This is a genomic window from Cellvibrio fibrivorans (assembly GCF_031457055.1).
Taxonomy (GTDB): Bacteria; Pseudomonadota; Gammaproteobacteria; order Pseudomonadales; family Cellvibrionaceae; genus Cellvibrio; species Cellvibrio fibrivorans.
This window is the reverse complement of the sequence record NZ_JAVDVX010000003.1, coordinates 515,306-534,501: the sequence shown is the minus strand read 5'-3', so window position 1 is coordinate 534,501 and position 19,196 is coordinate 515,306. Positions and strand designations below refer to the sequence as shown.

Genomic DNA, 19,196 nt, shown 5'->3' with positions numbered 1-19,196 from the left:
TCGTGACTCAAGTGGATTTTTACATACTGCCGGAAACAACCAGCGAAGCCCGCTGGTTGTTTGCCTGCCGCTTGATCGACAAAGTACAGCGTATGGGCATGCGGGTATTGGTGGCGATGGACAGTGAAGCAGAAGCACGTGCGTTCGATGAATTGCTTTGGACGTTCAAGCCGGAAAGTTTTATCCCGCACCAACTGATAAATGGCGGCAAACCCGCGCCAGTAGAGATCACCTTCACTCCGGAAGCTGGCGATCATCAAGGTTTATTGCTTAACTTGAGCAAGACCACGCCACCCTACTTCAGCCGCTTCGAGCGTTTAAGTGAAGTGGTAATCCAGGAACAACAGAGTTTGCAATCCAGCCGCGAGCGTTTCAGTTTTTACAAAAGCCGAGGCTATCCGATTGAAACGCGCAAATTGTGATAAGCGCGCACAGACAAGGCGATTAACAGGTAAGCATCATGGCCAATACGAATAAAACCAAAGCCGAAATATTGCAGGAGCTGGAATCGATAAAAGGATTATTATTGGAAGAGGATGACATTCCTATTTTGCAAGATATGGAAGGTGAAGATGAAATTCTCGATGAGGAATTCCACGCAGAGCCACCCGTGCTTATCAATCGTCATGCCTCTGTTTTACCTGGCCAAGGTTCGCTCTTTGACGAACCAAAATCGACGCTAACCAAAATTGCTGAACAGCTCGATACAACAACCAAACCGCATGAACCAACGTCATCATTACAGGATCACAAAAAGCACGGCTTTGCGTCGCACCTGGGCACAACACAGTCAGGCATGCACACAGATCATCGCCCCCTTGCCAAAGCCAGCGGCGAAAATCCTTTTTTACCGCAACACATTCGCGAGCGATTGCACGGAAATAATCCGCCACCACTATTTGAATACGAAACTGCGAAAAAAATTATTAGTTCCACCAAAAATATTGCACACAAAACCAACAAGCCGCGTCAATATTTAGTGGAAGAAGTAATGCTAAGCATGATGCCGCAAATAGAGCGCGAATTACGCCACCGACTATTTGCAATGAGCGTGGAGGATTTGGAAAAGTTATTAAATGAAGATGAAGATTGAACCGCAGCGATTTACTAATCGCTGCTTCAACTGCTAGTCGCCGCTAATTCACGCGGACTTTTTACCTTGCCAAACACCCAAATAGCGACAAAAACCAACAGGATATTGACTACAAACACTTGATGGTAGCCATAGTAATCTGCCACTAAACCCACCATTAAGCTACTCAACAGATTACCCACGTGAGTGGTATTGGTGTAAAGCGCTGAAGCGCCACCTGAGCGACCCGGCATCAAATCCTGAATTACCGACACACCTAAGCCAGCCAACACACCGATAAAAATCGCATTGAAAATTTGCAGCACAAATAAGTGCCACAATTCACTCGCAAAATAAACGCCGACATACAAAAGCAGAGCCGCAACACCCGCACAGCGAATTAGATTAATTAAACGAAATCGGCTGGCATAATGCCCAGCCAATAACATAAACGGAACTTCCAGCGCGGCGGTTGTACCCATCACCCACCCCATCCACTGCGCTTCGATGTGCAAATTATCCTTGAGATGAATAGGTAAACTAATGAGATAGGCATTGTTCACCCCCCACATCAACGAAAATGCAATCGCACACAACCAGAGCGATTGCTTAATCATTGGCGATAAAGGCGATAGCGCGAGCTGCTCACCGGCGGCATTAACCGGTTTATTTTTTTTGGGTAACCGCGGCAATAATTTAAAACTTGCAGCGGCAACGAAGACGTACAAGATTGCTGCAATGCCGTAGCTGACATCAAAACCAAAATAGGTCGCCAGTAAAAAGCCGGCGGGCGGCCCCGCCACCCAAGCGAATGCAATCTGCGCGCGCATAATAGCGTTGAACAGGGGAATGCGTTCGACAGGAACTTCAGCCTCCGCATAATCCAGGCTGTAAGCCATGATTTGCGAGAAAGACACCATCGACAAACTGAGTAAAAAAATCGCAGTAAAAGCCACCAGCCAATAGTTACGCGACAATGCAAAAATCACACAAGCCAAGGTTCCCAGCAAACAACAAAACACGACTAACGGACGGCGATCTACCAGCTTGTCCGACCAATGACCCAACCAATGGTTGTATGCAATACTTGCGAGGGCGATGCCCGCAAACGCCAAACCCACCAACAGCGGACGCACGCCGATTTCTTTGGCCAGAAACAAGCTAAAGGTCGGCAGTACCAATGCCCCCACCACGCCGGCAGTAAAAAATAACAGGTATAAGCCCAATGCAATGGGGCGAAATAAGGGAGAGGACACAGAATTTACCGCAGGGAAAAGACGAAACCGCATCATAGCTGAAACCGGTTACCGCCAAAATGGGGAGTTATGAGGATTAATGCTTCTTAACAGCGACATGATGGATATACCCCGAGTTTATTAAGGGTGATCAGAGCGCGCTTTCTGTATAATCGCCACAATTGCACCCGAGGACAGACCCCACCATGCAATGCATCAGCATTCAAATCCAACCCAAATACAGCCGCGACTTTAACCGCGAAGAGTTTCTGCAGCGCGTGCGCGCCATTCGCTCACCGGAGGTGGATGCGATTGAAGAAAAAGGCAAACTCTATCTGAGCTTTAATTTTTTCACCGAGTTCCCTGCACCACTTTGGCAAGCACTGAACGCGTGCTTATATAAAGATGCCACTTACGGCGCAACCATTGCCCCGGTTTCGGTGGTGATTTGCGAAGGCGAATCCGATGATGAATGCTTGTTGCTGCATCATTTCGATTCCAGTGAGCAACTGGATACGCTTTAAAAAATTTCTTTTTGAGTAAAACATGTCAACAATCAATTGGTTCCCCGGCCATATGCACAAGGCCCGCAAAGAAATTGCGGAAGTAATGCCACATGTGGATGTGGTCATTGAAGTTATCGATGCGCGCATCCCCTTCTCCAGTGAAAATCCTCTGGTACCTAGTTTGCGTGGCGACACGCCACTGATTAAATTGCTCAACAAAGCGGATTTGGCCGACCCGGCGATTACTGCACTCTGGGTTGAAAAAATGGAACAGGAAGCGGGCGTAAAAGCGCTACCGGTGAGCCAACAACGCCCCGATCAAATTCGCAACTTATTAAATGTGTGCACCAGTTTAGTCAGCGAACGCCAGCGCGATGTTCGCCCCGCACGTGCGATGATTATGGGGATTCCAAACGTCGGTAAATCCACCATCATCAATACTCTGGCTGGGCGCGTAATTGCCAAAACCGGTAACGAAGCGGGCGTGACCAAAGCACAGCAAAAAATCAAATTGGAAAACGGTATCTTATTAACCGATACACCCGGATTTTTGTGGCCGAAATTATCGCCGCCCTCCTGTGGTTATCGTTTGGCAATTACCGGGGCGATAAAAGATACAGTGTTTGATTATGCCGACATCGCACTCTATGCCGCCGAGTATCTATTAAAAGCCTATCCGGATGCGCTAAAAAAGCGTTATGGTTTGGATGAGCTACCGGAATCAGATGTGGAGTTACTGGATGCTATCGGCATAAAACGCGGCTGTACCCGCAAGGGTGGCGGAGTAGAAATCCAGAAAGTATCGTCAATACTGATCACCGAATTGCGCGCAGGACTACTCGGGCCGATCAGCTGGGAAACTCCCGAAATGACGCAACTGGAAGTGGCAACAGCCAAAGCAGACGATGAGAAAAAACGCATCGAAAAAGAAGAAGCTGATCGCATCCGCCGTTTAAAAACCAAAAAAAATCGCCGCTAAGCGGCGATTTTTTGCATCAGAATTTCAATCGCAACATCCCTTTACAACAAGCTGCGAACATAAGTTGCCAGCGCGGCAGGTTCTGGGTTTTTAGCTAAATCCTCAGGCAATTTTTTCACATGCCAAACCACCGTCCAATCCAAATGCTCGCCCGGTGCCAAAGCCACTGATGCGCCCTGCTGTTTCATCTCAATAAAAATATGCTCAACGTGGGTAAATATTTCTATCTCACGCTCGCCGGGAGCAATTGCTGCAGGTGGATTATCAGCAAACTCTTTAACCAACAAATAACCTTTATCAACATAGGCAACCCAACCTTCTTTGCCATCTTGCATGACTTTGTGATGGTCAGTGCGAATTTTTTTGGCGTCATAGTGATACCAAGTCAGGTCATCAATATTTTGCACATCCAATGGATAAAAAATACCGCTAATGGGATCAGTATCACCACGCGGATAAAACAAATCACCCGACGGCGGCAAACGTGTCACTTCCAAAGGCGCTACGTTTTTTTTGTGGTCACTGTGATTGGTGATTCGATAAGTGACCGAGATGCGGTCATCGCCAGTTGGCATATAGGTTTTGGTAAATTGGTAGCCGGTTTTTTTATCGATATCACTGGTTAAAACCAAGCGGTCTTCCTGTGAGCCCAGCGTGTAGGGTTTGCTATCCAAGGTCTCAACAGGAGGCCAACTCCACTCTGATTGTGGACTTGACCAGAACACAGTTCCCCAATCAGTGATTTGATCCGGATCAGCAATGCCCACCAATATTTCATGGCCATCATATTTAAGCGAGGAAACGCGCGCGGCAACTTTGGGCATTACCTCCATGCTGATATTGCCCTGCTTGATATACAGACGCGAGCCATCCTGCTTACAAAATACCGGCAGTTGCTCAGCCTCGTTGGACTTGCCACACCCGAACAAAGCCACAGATATGGCCAGGAATGCGATCAGGGAATAGCATTTACTCATTGTGTATCTTAATCCTCTAGCAGCACGGTGACCGCCATTAAGGTCAGGCCCTCTTGGGACTCTCACATTACGGTTTTTTTACAGATGTTCCAGTGTACCCACTTTTGGTGGCAGCGACCATTTGCCGGGAGGTAAAGCCTAGTAAAGCAAAGTAAATAACTTACGCTGGAATTCAATCGCCAGAGGGTCTGCCTTGCCCAGAGCCGCGATAATTGCAGTAAAGGTTTTACGCGCTTCCCCCTCAGCAAAATTACGCTCCGTGCGAATAATTTCCAATAAATGTTCTAACGCAGATCGATATTGGGCTTCCTGATGATATTGCAGCGCAAGTTGATAGCGTACCGTTAAATCCTGTGGCGATTGCGAATAAGCTTCTTCCAGCGCGGCCAGCTCCGGCGTTTTTGCGGCCTGTTTTTTTAGTGCAATTTCCGCTATCAATTGTTCGTAATGCGCATCCTGATCGACTATTTTGATTGCCGATAAAATCGCTTCAGCATTGTCGATGCGGTTAAGTTCGAGATGACATTGCGCCATCAAGAGCGCAATGCTCGCCAGTTGTTGCGATGCATCGTGTGCTTCGCGCAACAACGGAAGTGCATCGGTAAAGTTTCCTGCAGCCATCAGCGCTTGCGCTTGGTTAAGCGGCGCCTCCCAGGGCTTGGGTAAGTATTTGGCCAGTAATTCACGCACTTGTATTTCGGGTAATGCTCCCGTAAAACCATCAATTGGCTGGCCATTTTGCATAACCATCACCGTGGGCAAACTGCGCACACCAAATTGCGATGAAATCATTTGCTGCTCATCAGCATTTACTTTTGCCAGTAAAAAAGCACCGGCATATTCGTTGGCGAGTTTTTCCAAAATCGGCATTAGATTTTTACAGGGGCCGCACCAGTCCGCCCAAAAATCAATCACCACCGGGCGATTAAAGGATTCATCAATTAAAAACTGCTGAGCGTTTTCGAGGGTTATATCAACAATCGCTAATAAGGGAGCATTCATTTCTGGAGTTTTCATAGGGGTTATTCCATCTCACGCAAGCTAATCGCCACATTCTCAGTCGCCGTGGAAACATAGGCGATAGTTTCGGTAATTGTGACTGTCAGGTTCATCGTTTTATCTGCCAATGCCGTCAGGGCCTGTAATTCATCCGCAGCAAAATGGTGGACGCTCACTTTGGGCAAGGCACGGATGGCAGCGCTGTTGGTTTTCCACCAGACATCCATACCGCGGCCATAGCTAAACACTTTCACCGCTTGCGCTTGGCCCGATGCTTTTTTCAAGCGATCCGGTGCCGGCTGCCCTACCTCAATCCACTCAAGGATAGTGCCGTTATCGTGCTTCAACCATAAATCCGGCTCCTCCATGGAGGATAGGCCTTTAGTAAAGGTTAAATTTTCCGCAGCGCGATAACAAAAGGCTAGAATACGCACCATCATGCGCTCAACAGTCTCAGAGGGATGGAGGGCGACGGTCAGGTTGAAATCGCCAAACACATTGCGATCCATATCCGACAAGCTCAGGTTCGCCTTATAAATAGTTGCCTTCACTGCCACAATTTTTCTCACTTATTTAAAGCTAAATAATGTCCGATACTTCATTTGAAATACCGCAAAAATTCGAATTCACTGTTACCCAAGCCGAGCAAACCGCATTGGATTTGTTGGCCGAAGGCACCGGGCTATCCAAGCAGCGCATTAAAGATGCGATGAATAAAGGCGCCGTCTGGTGGACACTCAAAGGCAAAACACTGCGTTTACGTCGCGCCACCAAAGTGTTGTACAAGGGTTCTAAAATCCAGTTTTTTTACGATGAGCAGGTGCTTGCACGCAAACCTGAAAGCGCCAACCTGATTTATGACGGGGGCAATTACAGCATTTGGTTCAAACCCGCTGGTATGCTCTCGCAGGGTTCCCAATGGGGCGACCACTGTAGCATTTTACGGTGGGTTGAAGTGAATGGCCAACCTAATGAAGGGCAGCGGCAACGCGAGTGTTTTTTAGTACACCGCTTGGATGCTGATGCAATGGGGCTCATTATCCTCGCGCACGATAGCCAAAGCGCTGCAAAATTATCCACTCTCTTCCAAGCGCGCGATATGCGCAAATTTTATCAGGCGTGGGTAGTGGATGATTGCGATGTCCCCACCACAGGGCTCACTCTGAATGAGGAGTTGGATGGCAAATCCGCCACTACCCATATCAAAAAAATTCGCGTGGAAAACAATAAAACATTGCTGGATGTGCATATCGAAACCGGCCGCAAACATCAAATCCGCCGCCACCTTGCCAATATCGGCCACCCGATTGTGGGCGACAAACTTTACGGCACCAAATCCCCTTCGGGTTTGCAATTGCTGGCTTATCGATTGGAGTTTGTTTGCCCCAATGCCAAACAGCCGGTAATTGTAGAATTACCGCAGGAATTGCAGCTCAAATAACGATTGATTAAAAATAGTAAAGGCTGGTGAATCCAAAACCGGAAAACATTCAGTCTTATCAATGCGAAATTGAATAACCGGTCATTTTCATGATCGAATTACCATCGTCGGCGCAAGGAATCTCCCATGACAGCATCTATACCCTCCCCCCATCCCATTCATAAAATGGATCGCATAGTCACTCTGGATGTCCTGCGTGGCTTCGCACTGTTTGGAATTCTCTACGCGCATATGATTTTTTGGTATGCCGGCGGTCCGTTGCCTCAAGAGACTTATCAACTTTATAAAGATTTAGGGAGCGGAATCGCAATAGGGACTTACATGATTTTTATACTTAGTAAATTCTTTGCGATTTTTTCATTCTTATTTGGCTTGAGTTTCCACATCCAGATTCAAGGGCTTGTCCAACGCCATGAGCCAGTCTTGACACGTTTCGGCTGGCGCTTGGCCATATTGGGTGTTATAGGTGCGTTACACCACATTTTTTGGCGCGCTGATATTTTAACAATTTATGTTCCGCTCGGGTTTTTGCTACTGTTTTTTCGCAACCTAAGTAATAAAACCTTGCTGATTGTGGGTTCGTTATTAGTATTAAATATCCCAACTAAATGCGCTGAACTAATTTCCATTCTACTACGCGATCAATTGCAGTTGATTCAGGAAGATCACAAAACTGCAGGTGCAGCATATTATGAAATCATTAAAAACAGCAATTTTGCTCAAATGATCCAGCATAACATCCATGCAGTAACGGAAAAGCTTACCTACCAGATTAATAGCGGTCGCGGTTTTATTACGTTTGGTTTCTTTTTACTAGGCATGCTTGCTGGGCGTATGCAGTGGTTCGTTAATATAGATCAACATCAGGCGCGCTTTAAGCAGGTTTTGAAAAGAAGTGGATGGATATTACTGATAACCGTTTTAGTAGGAATAGCTTTCGGCACAACCACTTTTGCATTAAAGATTGATATGCAAAATACTCCATTTGCAGGATGGATAGGCGGGTTTATTCTGGAAATTTTCAACACCAGCCTTACACTGATCTATATCACCGGCATTAGCCTATTAATTCTAAAGCCTAAGTGGGAAGCACGATTAAGCCCTCTGGCCAGCGTTGGAAAAATGGCACTGAGTGTTTACCTGAGCCAATCAGTTATCGGTGTATTTTTATTCTTTAACATCGGCCTTGGCTTATTTACGTTGACTAGCCCAGGCCAGAATGCGCTGTTATGCATAGCGATTTTCACCACACAAATTTTGATCTGCCGTTGGTGGCTGAAATATTTCAGCTATGGACCTATCGAATGGCTGTGGCGTTCAGCAACAGATTTAAAATGGCAACCGCTCTATAACCGCAGAGTTGAAATCAAGCTGAATAAAAATTAACCATTCGAAATTTTTTATTCACCAAGATCTACATAAAAAATCCCCACTAGCCTCGCGGCCAGTGGGGATTTTTTACTCGCGATCTAACGCTATCAGTTACATTGATTATTCAACGCACAAGCCTTCAGAGCATTCGAGAAAGCATAACCGGTTAAACCATCTTCCCACGTAGACCATGCCATCACACCGCGCAGATCTGGATAGGTTTTTGCTGGTTTGTAGCCGCTACCGCAATCACCGGAACGCAAGCAACGTATTGCCGCTTTCACAACAGTAGGATTGGTATAACCACTACCGGCTGCAGCGGGTGAAGTAGATGCTGGCAAACCGATCACCACTTTGTTAGCAGGCAGGCCCAGATAACTTACACCTGTGCTACCAATTGGGAAGCCTTCGATCAGCGCTTCTGTCCAAGCCACCAAACCGTCTTGCGTTGCAGAGTTATAGAACTGGCCATTTTTGCCTGGCATAGAACCGGTGTTGTAGTACTGCATTTGGATCCAACTGATGTCGTCGCGCAATGCATTCATCAGTGGCAAATAAACACCCCAGTTGTATTGACCCAACCAGTTATTGGGCAGGTTCGCACCTATGGTGTGTGCAGTTTCAGGAGCCATAGTCAGCAGGAAGTTCGCACCATAACGCGCTTTCAAACGCTTGATTGCACGCACCAGATAATCCGCTGAATATTGCGGGCTGGTTTGGCTAATTTGCGCATTTGGATTGGTATGCAAACCTTTTTCGGTATCGATATCAATACCATCCAAACCAAACTGATCTTTAATCGCGATGAAAGAGTTTACAAAATTATCTTCATGCGTTTGGTTGTTCAGTACAAAAGTCGCATTAGCTCCGCCGATCGACAGCAATACTTTTTTGCCTGCGGCTTTTGCTGCAGAAATTTGTTCTGCGGTTGGATTGTTTTGCACGCCACCATCATTACCAAGATAGAGCGAACCATTGGCATTGATTGAAGGGAATGAAATATTCAATACAGTGTAATTAGGAATTGTCGCTGGTACTTCCAACGGCCAATGCCAGTTTTCCCAATAGCCTACCAATTCCCTGCCATTGCTCGGCGCTACGGAACTACTGCTTGCTGATGAAACACTGGAGCGCGATGTACTCACGCTGGATGAACTAACCGATGACGGTACCAAGCTGCTGGAACTGGAACGAGATGTACTCGCACTGGATGCACTGGTACCCGGGCAATTGCCACCGGCAGTCCAGGCTTGTTGCCAATAAGTACCCGTGCCTGGTGCGTAAGCCCAAGTTGCCGTTGATGAACACCAACCCGGAACCTGGCAGGTGTAAGCACCACCGGCATTAATCACCACCGCACCGGCAGCATAACTAGTGCCCGCAACAAAGGCAGGGCAAGAACCAACACTGCCAACTGATGATGAAACACTGCTTGGCGCTATTGAACTTGGTGTTGATGAGCGAGAGCTTGAAGAACGTGAACTGCTTGGGGCCACAGAACTTGGAGCAACACTGGAGGTAGCGCCATCACAAACACCATTGTCGGTCCAATGTGCCCACTGTCCTGATGAAGTGGTCGGATTATTCGCTTGGGTCCAGTAATTCGCGGTATAACCACGATTCAAATGTTGGACCTTATTGCCCTGGGTATAAACGCTGCTGCTATTCCATTGTGGCAAACCAGCACAACTTACGGCAAAGGCATCCATTGAGGCTAAGGAAACGCTGAGTAGCGCACCCAGTGAAAGTATTTTTTTCATCGACGTTATTTATCCTTTCATTATCGTTAGTTAAGGAAACGGGGTTGGCGAATCGCAACAAAAATCTCTCACCGTCAATGGCGGTTGCATAAGGCTAAAACCTTTTTATATTCGCCGGTCAGCTATTGTCAACGTTGTCATTTGCAAATACACAGAAACCAGCAAGGTAAAAGGAACATCAATATCTGGGGAAATTTCCGGTACGGGCGGGAGGACAAACTTAAATCAAGACAAGCGACTGTCACTGAGAATAAGTATATCTTTTGTGCAATGCAAGCATTTACCGTATAAAAACACGAACAAACTAACATTTTGACGCTATAAAAAAAGTCGAACCGTGAACCAATATTTTTTATTCGAAGATACCAAGACGGAGCATAGAAAAGTACAGATAAAAAAATAGCGCCCTGAAGGCGCTACTTTCACTTCCGATCGTTATTCCGGACGCATGTGCGGGAACAACAATACGTCGCGAATTGACGGTGCATTGGCAAAGAGCATAATCAAGCGATCGATACCTATGCCCTCACCCGCTGTTGGTGGCAAACCGTATTCCAGTGCACGCACAAAGTCAGCGTCGTAATGCATTGCTTCGTCATCACCGGCATCTTTCTCGCGCACTTGTTGCATAAAACGCTCAGCCTGGTCTTCTGCATCGTTCAACTCAGAGAAACCATTCGCCAACTCACGCCCGCCGATAAAGAATTCAAAGCGGTCAGTTACTGCCGGGTTGTGATCGCTACGACGTGCAAGCGGCGATATTTCAATTGGGTACTCTGTAATAAATGTTGGCTGATCCAGTTTATGCTCAACGGTTTCTTCAAAAATTTCGGTTTGGATTTTTCCGAGTGCAGTGCCGGGTTTAATTTTCAAACCCAAATCTTCGGCCGCTTTGGTAGCACCTTCAACGCTGCTTAATTGCTCTGCCGTAATTTGTGGATTGTAATGCAATACAGAATCAAACATAGACAGGCGAACAAATGGCTTGCCAAAATCGTACTCGCTGGTTTGGTATTTCAGCGTGGTACCGCCAGTCACCTCAATACACAATTTACGCAGCAAATCTTCCGTTAAATCCATCAAATCTTTGTAATCAGCATAAGCTTGATAGAACTCCATCATAGTGAATTCTGGATTGTGGCGAGTTGAAACACCTTCGTTACGGAAGTTACGGTTAATTTCAAACACACGCTCAAAACCACCAACGACCAAACGCTTCAAATACAATTCCGGCGCGATACGCAGGAACATTTCCATATCCAATGCGTTGTGATGGGTAATAAATGGCTTGGCAGATGCGCCGCCTGGAATAACATGCAACATGGGCGTTTCTACTTCCATAAAACCACAACCGCTCATGTAATTGCGGATAAAACTGATGCACTGTGAACGCAAACGGAATGTGTCGCGCACTTCCGGATTCACAATCAAATCGACATAGCGTTGGCGATAGCGAATTTCCTGGTCGCTCAGACCATGGTATTTGTCTGGCAGCGGACGCAGGGATTTGGTGAGCAGTTGGTACTCCTCCAAATTCACATACAAATCGCCTTTGCCTGATTTGTGCAATGCGCCTTTAACCCCAACGATATCGCCTATATCCCACAAACCCCATTTGTCTTTGATAACTTCTTGCGCTGCTTTATCAGCATACAACTGGATTGAGCCTTCACCATCCTGCACAACCATAAACGGGCCACGTTTTGCCATGATACGACCGGCAACACTAACCACATGATTCAGTGCTTCCAATTCTTCTTTGGTTTTTTCGCCAAATTGTTTTTGCAGATCAATGCTCTTGTCACCGCGACGGAAGTCATTAGGGAATGCGTTGCCCTTTTCGCGAATCGCAGACAGCTTTTGACGGCGCTCTGCGATCAATTTATTTTCGTCATGTGCATCTGGCTGTGCTGAATTGATTTCGTTGCTCATAGTCTTCACTGATCATTAATAAAAGGTTTAGGGCTGAAAAAATTTAGGGATTAACCAAAAAATAAATTACAAACCGGCTTTAAGGCTTTCGACAATAAATTGGTCGAGATCGCCATCCAACACTGCTTGGGTATTCGATGTTTGCACGCCGGTACGCAGATCTTTAATGCGCGAATCATCCAGTACATACGAACGGATCTGGCTACCCCAACCGATATCGGATTTATTATCTTCCATCGCCTGCTTTTCAGCGTTGCGCTTTTGCATTTCCTGCTCGTACATTTTTGCACGCAGCATTTTGTAGGCTTTATCGCGGTTGGCGTGTTGCGAACGTTCGTTCTGGCACTGCACCACAATGTTGGTTGGAATATGTGTAATACGTACAGCCGAATCCGTTTTGTTAATGTGCTGACCACCAGCACCACTGGCGCGGTAGGTATCGATACGCAAATCGGCGGGATTAATATCAATTTCGATGTTGTCATCGATTTCCGGTGAGATAAATACCGAACAGAAAGAGGTGTGACGACGATTGCCAGAATCGAATGGTGACTTGCGTACTAAACGATGCACGCCCGTTTCGGTGCGCAACCAACCAAAGGCATATTCGCCTTCAAAATAAATGGTGGCGCTTTTGATGCCGGCCACATCACCAGCGGACACTTCTTCCAGCGTCACTTTAAAACCTTTGGCTTCACCCCAGCGCAGATACATACGCAAAACAATTTCAGCCCAATCCTGCGCTTCAGTACCGCCTGAACCGGATTGGATATCAAGATACGCATTGTTCGCATCTGTCTCGCCCGAAAACATGCGGCGGAATTCCAGCACGCCCAATTGTTTATCAAGGCGCTCCAGCTCGGCCTGTACATCGGCCACCATGGATTCATCATCCTCTTCCACAGCCATGTCGAGCAGCTCGCGCGAATCGCGCACGCCGTTATCCAGATCATCGATGGTTTTTACCACCATCTCCAAGGCTGCCCGCTCACGTCCCAACGCCTGGGCACGCTCAGGTTTATCCCAGACGCTCGGCTCGCCGAGATCAAGTTCAACTTCTGCTAGACGCTCTTTTTTAAGATCGTAGTCAAAGATACCCCCTAAGCACATTAGTGCGCTCGGTCAGGTCTTTAAGGGCAAGTAATAAGGGGTTAATTTCCATGATGATGCGCAATTTAGTCTGGGTTTAGGCCTGAAACAGGCAGAAAAAGCGAGGCGCGCATTCTACATGAGATGACTCTTGAGGCCAAATCACACAGCAGGTAGCGATGACTGGCAAGTAGCTAAGCCTCTGCACCGCTTAAAAAATCAGTTTTTCCTGCGGCTAAGATCTAATCGGACTATCTGAAAGCATCTAGCGTATGTATACTTACAAAGTAACCGGTTACATTGGTTAATAACCCCATAATCCAAAATGATAATAAGCTCGGAGTCCTAATGAAGAGTTCAACCAAATTTGCTACAGGTGCAATCTGTCTGGGTATCACCTTAGTGTTAACGGCTTGTGGCGGAGGAGGAGGTGGCTCATCTAAACCTACCGCATCCAAACCGGCATCCAGCCCCCCTGTTTCGAGCATCGCCCCCAGTTCAATCGCATCAAGTAGCTCATCCCAAGTATCGTCATCGAGCCTTGCCGCGCTTGCTAAATGCACGGTTGATGGCAAGCAGTGGAATGTCTGCGCCAGTGATAATGGCAGTTGGAGTTTTGAAAATAGCCAATACTGCATAGCTCAAAAATTCTGCCCAGCTAACCGCACTAGCCTGCCTGTCACAGCAACACGTACAGCGCCAACCGATCCCAATGCAAATGCGAAAACTCAGGCAATTTACACTTACCTGAAGAGCATCTGGGGACAAAAAACCCTTTCGGGGCAGCAGGATTTAACCTGGAAAGATTCCATCGATATGGCGGAGCGCGTGTTTACTGATACGGGTAAATACCCTGCCATAATGGGTTACGATTTTATGAACTATGGCATGACTGCCAACTGGGTCGAGGGCGTTAAACAAACACAAGAAGCTATCGATTACGCCAAAAAGGGGGGCTTGGTGACTTTCGCCTGGCACTGGCGCGATCCGGCATTGCTCAATACCGCAAGTGTTAATGACGCCCAGTTTTATACTAAAGACACCAACTTCCAGATACCTGTTAAAGATGGCGCATTGGATACAGGCAGCGCAGCTTTCGCCCACATCAATGCCGGCATTGATTTAATCGCCGTTGAACTGAAAAAACTAAATGATGCCGGTGTAAGTGTGCTCTGGCGTCCGCTGCACGAAGCGTCAGGTAACAACGGTGATGGCTGGTTCTGGTGGGGGCGTACACGCACCGATGGTGTACCGCAGTCCTTTGCCCAAATTTTATTATGGCGACACATTTACAACCGATTGACGAACGATCACGGGCTCCATAATTTGTTATGGGTATGGAATGGACAAAACGCCGCTTGGTATCCCGGCGATGAATATGTGGATATCGTCAGCCACGATATTTATGACAGCACTGATAACAAAACTTATAAATCGCAAATCAGCACTTATACACAAGCACGCAAATACCCGTTTGAAAACAAAATGGTTGCACTGAGCGAAAATAGTTACATTCCCGACCCAGATAAAATTGCAACTGATGGCGCATGGTGGCTGTGGTTTATGGTGTGGAACGATGGACACACTGCAGAGGGCGCTGGTGTTACCCATAAAGATAACTTCTGGACGGGTGAGTATTACAACACCAACGCGCACAAAACCAAGGTCTACAATCACAACAATGTCATCACATTGGATGAACTGCCAACTTTCTGAACGCTGAAAAAAGTCCAACAAAAAAGCCCTCAAACGTGAGGGCTTTTTTAAATTCGGGACAGACCAAACTACAAATTAATCATCCGAAATTTCAATGTCCGGCAATGCTTGCATGGCGAGATAATGTTGCTGAACATTTACCACCAACTTCCGTGCAATGGCACGATATTTTTGGCTAATCGCCGATTCGGGATCAGCAGCCACTGAAGGCTTACCCCGGTCTGCATCTGCACGAATGGATAAATCCAAAGGCAAAGAACCCAACAACTCAGTTTGATAATCGCGTGCAATACGCTCACCACCACCCTCACCAAAAACATGCTCTTCATGGCCGCAGTTGGAGCAAATATGAATCGCCATATTTTCAATCACACCTAAAATTGGCACATTGACTTTGCGGAACATCTCTATACCTTTTTTGGCATCCAACAAAGCTATGTCCTGTGGTGTGGTAACAATCACCGCACCCGTTACTGGTACTTTTTGGGCGAGCGTAATTTGTATATCGCCGGTACCTGGGGGCATGTCGATGATTAAATAATCCAAATTATCCCAGCGGGTTTGCATCAATAATTGCTGCAGCGCTCCCGTCGCCATAGGGCCACGCCAGAGCATTGGAGTATCTTCAGTAACCAGATAGCCCATGGAAATCGATTGGATACCGTAAGCATTGATCGGTAGCATTTGCTGCTTACCCTGGTCACCAACCACTTCCGGGCGGCGCTGCCCTACCCCCAACATTTGCGGTTGACTGGGGCCGTAAATATCCGCATCCAAAATACCTACCCGCGCACCTTCTGCTGCTAACGCCAGTGCAAGATTAACGGCAGTAGTGGATTTACCTACTCCCCCCTTACCCGATGCAACCGCGATAATATTTTTTACCTGCCGGATCGCTTGATGATGTGTTGTACTTTGATTGCTTGCCATAGAACCCTCTGTGTAACGCTATTCAGCACTCAAATTTCTGCTAATGAATTTGGTCGCACCCTAACAAAAAAGGGTGCCAATTGGCACCCTTTTTTGTAATCGGCTGCTTTAGTTAGCTTCAGCCAAATGCTCAAGCTCTTCGCGATCATGCTGATGATCTTTGGCAAGCAGCATGTACACCGAGGGCAATACAAACAAGGTAAAGAAAGTACCAATCGTCATACCGAGCACTAACACAATACCAATCGCATTGCGCGCCTCCGCACCTGCACCTGCCGCAAATATCAAGGGCGTATGGCCGGCAATAGTCGCGACGCTAGTCATCATCACCGGACGCAGACGCAACGAGGATGCCTCGCGAATTGCATCAAGCTTGGCGACACCCTGCTCCTGCAATTTATTGGCGAATTCCACCACCAGAATACCGTTACGCGCGATCAAGCCCATGAGGGTCACCAAGCCCACCTGTGAATAAATATTCAGTGTGCTGGTGAATCCATTGGTAAAGAACGGAATGGGCATAGGTATTTTCAGGAAGGTGAACAAGAGAGCCCCGAACATCGCCAAAGGTACCGAACCCGCAAGAATAACCAGTGGATCACGAAAGCTATTGTATTGCGCTGATAACACCAAAAAGATCATAACAATTGCCATCAGGAACGCCGGCAAAAAGGTATTACCTTCACGAATCAACTGACGCGATTCGCCGGTGTAATCGATGGTGTAGCTTTTTGGCAATATCTTACGTGCTTCGGTTTCCACATGTGCCAATGCTTGCCCTAACGGAACACCCGGAACGCCACTGATTTTCACTGCGTTGAGTTGTTGCATACGGTTAATCGTACGCGGCTCTGTCGAGTGACTAATGCTCGCGACCTGATCCAAACGAATCAAGTTCCCATCAGGACCCGTAACATACAGGTTGGCCAAATCATCAGGGTTTAATCGTTCCACACGCTTCACTTGCGGGATTACTTTATAGCTTTGCCCAGCCATATTGAACCGGTTGACATAACCACCACCCAACAAGGTCCCCACATCGTTAGTCACAGTCTGCAAATCCAAACCAAGATCCGCTACTTTTTCACGATCAATACTGAGCTTGTAATCCGGTTGATCCACTTTTACATCCAGCGTTTGGAAGTAAAACATACCGGACTTCACCATAATCTCCTGCACTTTCAATGCATAGTCATAGATCTCTTTGATATCCGCTGTGGATGCCAATACGATTTCAACAGGGAACTGGCCACCACCCGGTAATGCAGGTGGTGTAATGGGTAGAATTTTCACACCGGCAATAGCAGATAACTTTTGTTGTACTTCCGGCATTATCTCAAACACATCACGATCACGATCTTCCCAAGGTTTAGTTACCATGCCGGAAAAACCACCGGTGGGAAACGTCAATTGAAAAGTAAACGCTGTTTCCGGAACAGCCATAAATACTTCATTAACTTGCTTACCATAATGCGAAGCCTGATCGACGGTTGAGTTGGCCTGGGCATCTACTATTCCGAAAATAACACCTTGGTCTTCTGTTGGTGCCAATTCTTTAGGTGACATGTTGTATAGAGGAAAGCACAGTAAAGTGATACCTATCCAGAAAACATAAACACCCGCACGATTCTGCAAGCTGACTTCCAGCTTGCGCCCGTACCATTCGCGGAAACGCTCAAAAGGTTTTTCCAGCGGAGCCTTCAGTCCAGTGTGGGGTTTCAACATGCGCGACCCCAACATCGGCGACAAAGTAATTGCAACAATCGCGGAAATTGTCACTGCTCCTGCAAGTGTTATCGCAAACTCACGAAACAATGACCCGATCAAACCGCCTTGTAAACCGATTGGAATGTACACAGAAGCCAGTGTTACTGTCATCGCCAAAATGGGGCCCGCCAATTCACGTGCGGAAATAATTGCGGCAGGGAAAGGTTTCATCCCCTCCTGAATATGGCGTTCGATGTTTTCCACCATCACAATCGCATCATCCACAACCAAACCTACGCAAAGTACGATTGAGAGTAGCGTGAGCAAGTTCAGGGAGAAACCGCAGACCTGCATAATAAATAATGCGCCGACTAACGACAGTGGAATCGCCAATACCGGAATGATGACCGAGCGGCTAAACCCAAGGAATAAGAAGATTACTATCACAATAATCAACAGGGTTTCCGAGAGGGTTTTGATTACTTCATGAATCGCGGCGTCGATATACTCTGTTGAGTCATAGGCAACTGTGCCGGATAAACCTGTCGGCAATTCTGCCTTAATCGCTTCCATTTCCTTATTGACCGCTTTCATTACATCCAATGCGTTTGCATTGGGTGCAACCCATACCCCCATAAATACCGCAGTATCGCCTGAGTAGTTAACAACTGTGTCGTAATTCTCTGCGCCTAATGCGACGTCAGCAATATCACTTAACCGGATAATGCCATCAGCAGAGTTGCGAATAACTAGCTGCTTAAATTCATCGACACTTTTTAAATCAGTATCAGCGCGTAAATTAACCTGAGTATAGGTACCTCGAGTTTGCCCTACTGCTGCTTGCACGTTATTGGCCGCTAATGCAGCACGCACTTGTACTGGTGTTACGTTTAACGCCGCCATGCGTTCTGGCTTCAACCAAATACGCATAGCAAAAGTTCTACCACCCAACACGTCAGCTTTTTGTACACCTGCAACGGCCGTTAAACGCGGTTGGATCGAGCGGGTTAAAAAATCAGTGATTTGGTTTTGTTCAAGAATTTCAGAGCTGAAACTTAAGTAGGCAGCAGCAAATTGAGAATCCGCTGCCTCGATACGAATCGCAGGCACTTCCGCTTCTGGTGGTAAATCACCACGCACCTGATTCACCTTGGCCGAAATTTCAGTCATGGCTTTCAGTGGGTCGTAATTCAAACGCAAGTGCGCAGTGACGGTCGACATACCCATCGCACTTTGCGATTCGATGTAATCAATACCACCCGCGGAGGCAATCGCGCGCTCAATCGGAGTAGTAATGAATCCACGCACCAATTCTGCGTTAGCACCAACATAAACGGTGTTGATGATAATGACGGAAATATCACTACGGGGATATTGACGCACAGTCAGGTTGGAGCCTGCCTGTATACCCAAAATTAAAATAAGCAGGCTCACCACTATGGCAAGTACCGGCCGTTTGATAAAAATATCAGTAAATTTCAT

General features: G+C 47.0%; 16 protein-coding genes. 7 read left to right on the top strand and 9 right to left on the bottom strand.

Annotated features, from left to right (window positions below; all coding sequences use genetic code 11):
• Nucleotides 1-2: 2 nt before the first annotated feature.
• Both J2X05_RS10870 and J2X05_RS10865 read left to right on the top strand, forming a co-directional pair.
• Nucleotides 3-422 carry a DNA polymerase III subunit chi gene (locus tag J2X05_RS10870; protein ID WP_310072329.1) on the top strand — a complete coding sequence of 140 codons (420 nt, stop codon included), beginning with the start codon at nt 3-5 and terminating at the stop codon, nt 420-422.
• 38 nt (nt 423-460) lie between these two features.
• Nucleotides 461-1,093: a hypothetical protein gene (locus tag J2X05_RS10865; protein ID WP_310072326.1), complete on the top strand. Its 633-nt coding sequence runs from the start codon at nt 461-463 to the stop codon at nt 1,091-1,093.
• A gap of 26 nt (nt 1,094-1,119) precedes the next feature.
• Here the strand turns inward: J2X05_RS10865 and J2X05_RS10860 are convergent, their stop codons facing one another.
• Nucleotides 1,120-2,364 carry a sugar efflux transporter gene (locus J2X05_RS10860; RefSeq protein WP_310072324.1) on the bottom strand — a complete coding sequence of 415 codons (1,245 nt, stop codon included), beginning with the start codon at nt 2,362-2,364 and terminating at the stop codon, nt 1,120-1,122.
• Between the two features lie 149 nt (nt 2,365-2,513).
• Here J2X05_RS10860 and J2X05_RS10855 point away from each other — a divergent pair, with 149 nt between their 5' ends.
• A complete protein-coding gene (locus tag J2X05_RS10855; RefSeq protein ID WP_310072322.1) occupies nt 2,514-2,831 on the top strand; it encodes a hypothetical protein in 318 nt (105 codons plus the stop codon).
• Nucleotides 2,832-2,853: 22 nt separating this feature from the next.
• On the top strand, nt 2,854-3,792 hold the full coding sequence (ylqF, locus tag J2X05_RS10850; protein WP_310072320.1) for a ribosome biogenesis GTPase YlqF: 939 nt from the start codon (nt 2,854-2,856) through the stop codon (nt 3,790-3,792).
• A gap of 41 nt (nt 3,793-3,833) precedes the next feature.
• Here ylqF and J2X05_RS10845 read toward each other — a convergent pair whose 3' ends face one another.
• From J2X05_RS10845 to J2X05_RS10835, 3 genes are all read right to left on the bottom strand, one after another.
• The gene (locus J2X05_RS10845) at nt 3,834-4,769 is read right to left on the bottom strand and encodes a YidC/Oxa1 family insertase periplasmic-domain containing protein (RefSeq protein ID WP_310072318.1); all 936 of its coding nucleotides are present in this window, start codon (nt 4,767-4,769) and stop codon (nt 3,834-3,836) included.
• Between the two features lie 138 nt (nt 4,770-4,907).
• On the bottom strand, nt 4,908-5,786 hold the full coding sequence (gene trxA / locus J2X05_RS10840) for a thioredoxin (RefSeq protein ID WP_310072316.1): 879 nt from the start codon (nt 5,784-5,786) through the stop codon (nt 4,908-4,910).
• Nucleotides 5,787-5,791: 5 nt separating this feature from the next.
• The gene (locus J2X05_RS10835; RefSeq protein ID WP_310072314.1) at nt 5,792-6,337 is read right to left on the bottom strand and encodes a YaeQ family protein; all 546 of its coding nucleotides are present in this window, start codon (nt 6,335-6,337) and stop codon (nt 5,792-5,794) included.
• A 17-nt stretch (nt 6,338-6,354) separates the two neighbouring features.
• Here J2X05_RS10835 and J2X05_RS10830 point away from each other — a divergent pair, with 17 nt between their 5' ends.
• Complete coding sequence (locus tag J2X05_RS10830) at nt 6,355-7,209, top strand: RluA family pseudouridine synthase (protein ID WP_310072313.1); 855 nt, start codon at nt 6,355-6,357, stop codon at nt 7,207-7,209.
• Between the two features lie 126 nt (nt 7,210-7,335).
• Complete coding sequence (locus J2X05_RS10825; protein ID WP_310072312.1) at nt 7,336-8,595, top strand: DUF418 domain-containing protein; 1,260 nt, start codon at nt 7,336-7,338, stop codon at nt 8,593-8,595.
• Between the two features lie 92 nt (nt 8,596-8,687).
• Here the strand turns inward: J2X05_RS10825 and J2X05_RS10820 are convergent, their stop codons facing one another.
• From J2X05_RS10820 to prfB, 3 genes are all read right to left on the bottom strand, one after another.
• A complete protein-coding gene (locus J2X05_RS10820; protein WP_310072310.1) occupies nt 8,688-10,340 on the bottom strand; it encodes a glycosyl hydrolase family 18 protein in 1,653 nt (550 codons plus the stop codon).
• Nucleotides 10,341-10,775: 435 nt separating this feature from the next.
• Nucleotides 10,776-12,272, bottom strand: a complete 1,497-nt coding sequence (gene lysS / locus J2X05_RS10815) for a lysine--tRNA ligase (RefSeq protein ID WP_310072308.1) — start codon at nt 12,270-12,272, stop codon at nt 10,776-10,778.
• 66 nt (nt 12,273-12,338) lie between these two features.
• Nucleotides 12,339-13,434 (bottom strand): peptide chain release factor 2 gene (gene prfB, locus J2X05_RS10810; RefSeq protein ID WP_310072306.1). Its coding sequence is split into 2 segments (ribosomal slippage): nt 12,339-13,361 and nt 13,363-13,434, totalling 1,095 coding nucleotides; the frame shifts between segments, so codons are not numbered across the junction.
• A gap of 275 nt (nt 13,435-13,709) precedes the next feature.
• Between prfB and J2X05_RS10805 the strand changes: the two genes are divergently transcribed.
• Nucleotides 13,710-15,077 carry a glycosyl hydrolase gene (locus J2X05_RS10805; protein ID WP_310072304.1) on the top strand — a complete coding sequence of 456 codons (1,368 nt, stop codon included), beginning with the start codon at nt 13,710-13,712 and terminating at the stop codon, nt 15,075-15,077.
• Between the two features lie 75 nt (nt 15,078-15,152).
• Here the strand turns inward: J2X05_RS10805 and apbC are convergent, their stop codons facing one another.
• A complete protein-coding gene (gene apbC, locus J2X05_RS10800) occupies nt 15,153-16,007 on the bottom strand; it encodes an iron-sulfur cluster carrier protein ApbC (RefSeq protein ID WP_310072302.1) in 855 nt (284 codons plus the stop codon).
• 108 nt (nt 16,008-16,115) lie between these two features.
• Entirely contained in the window at nt 16,116-19,196 is a 3,081-nt protein-coding gene (locus J2X05_RS10795; RefSeq protein ID WP_310072301.1) for an efflux RND transporter permease subunit, read from the bottom strand.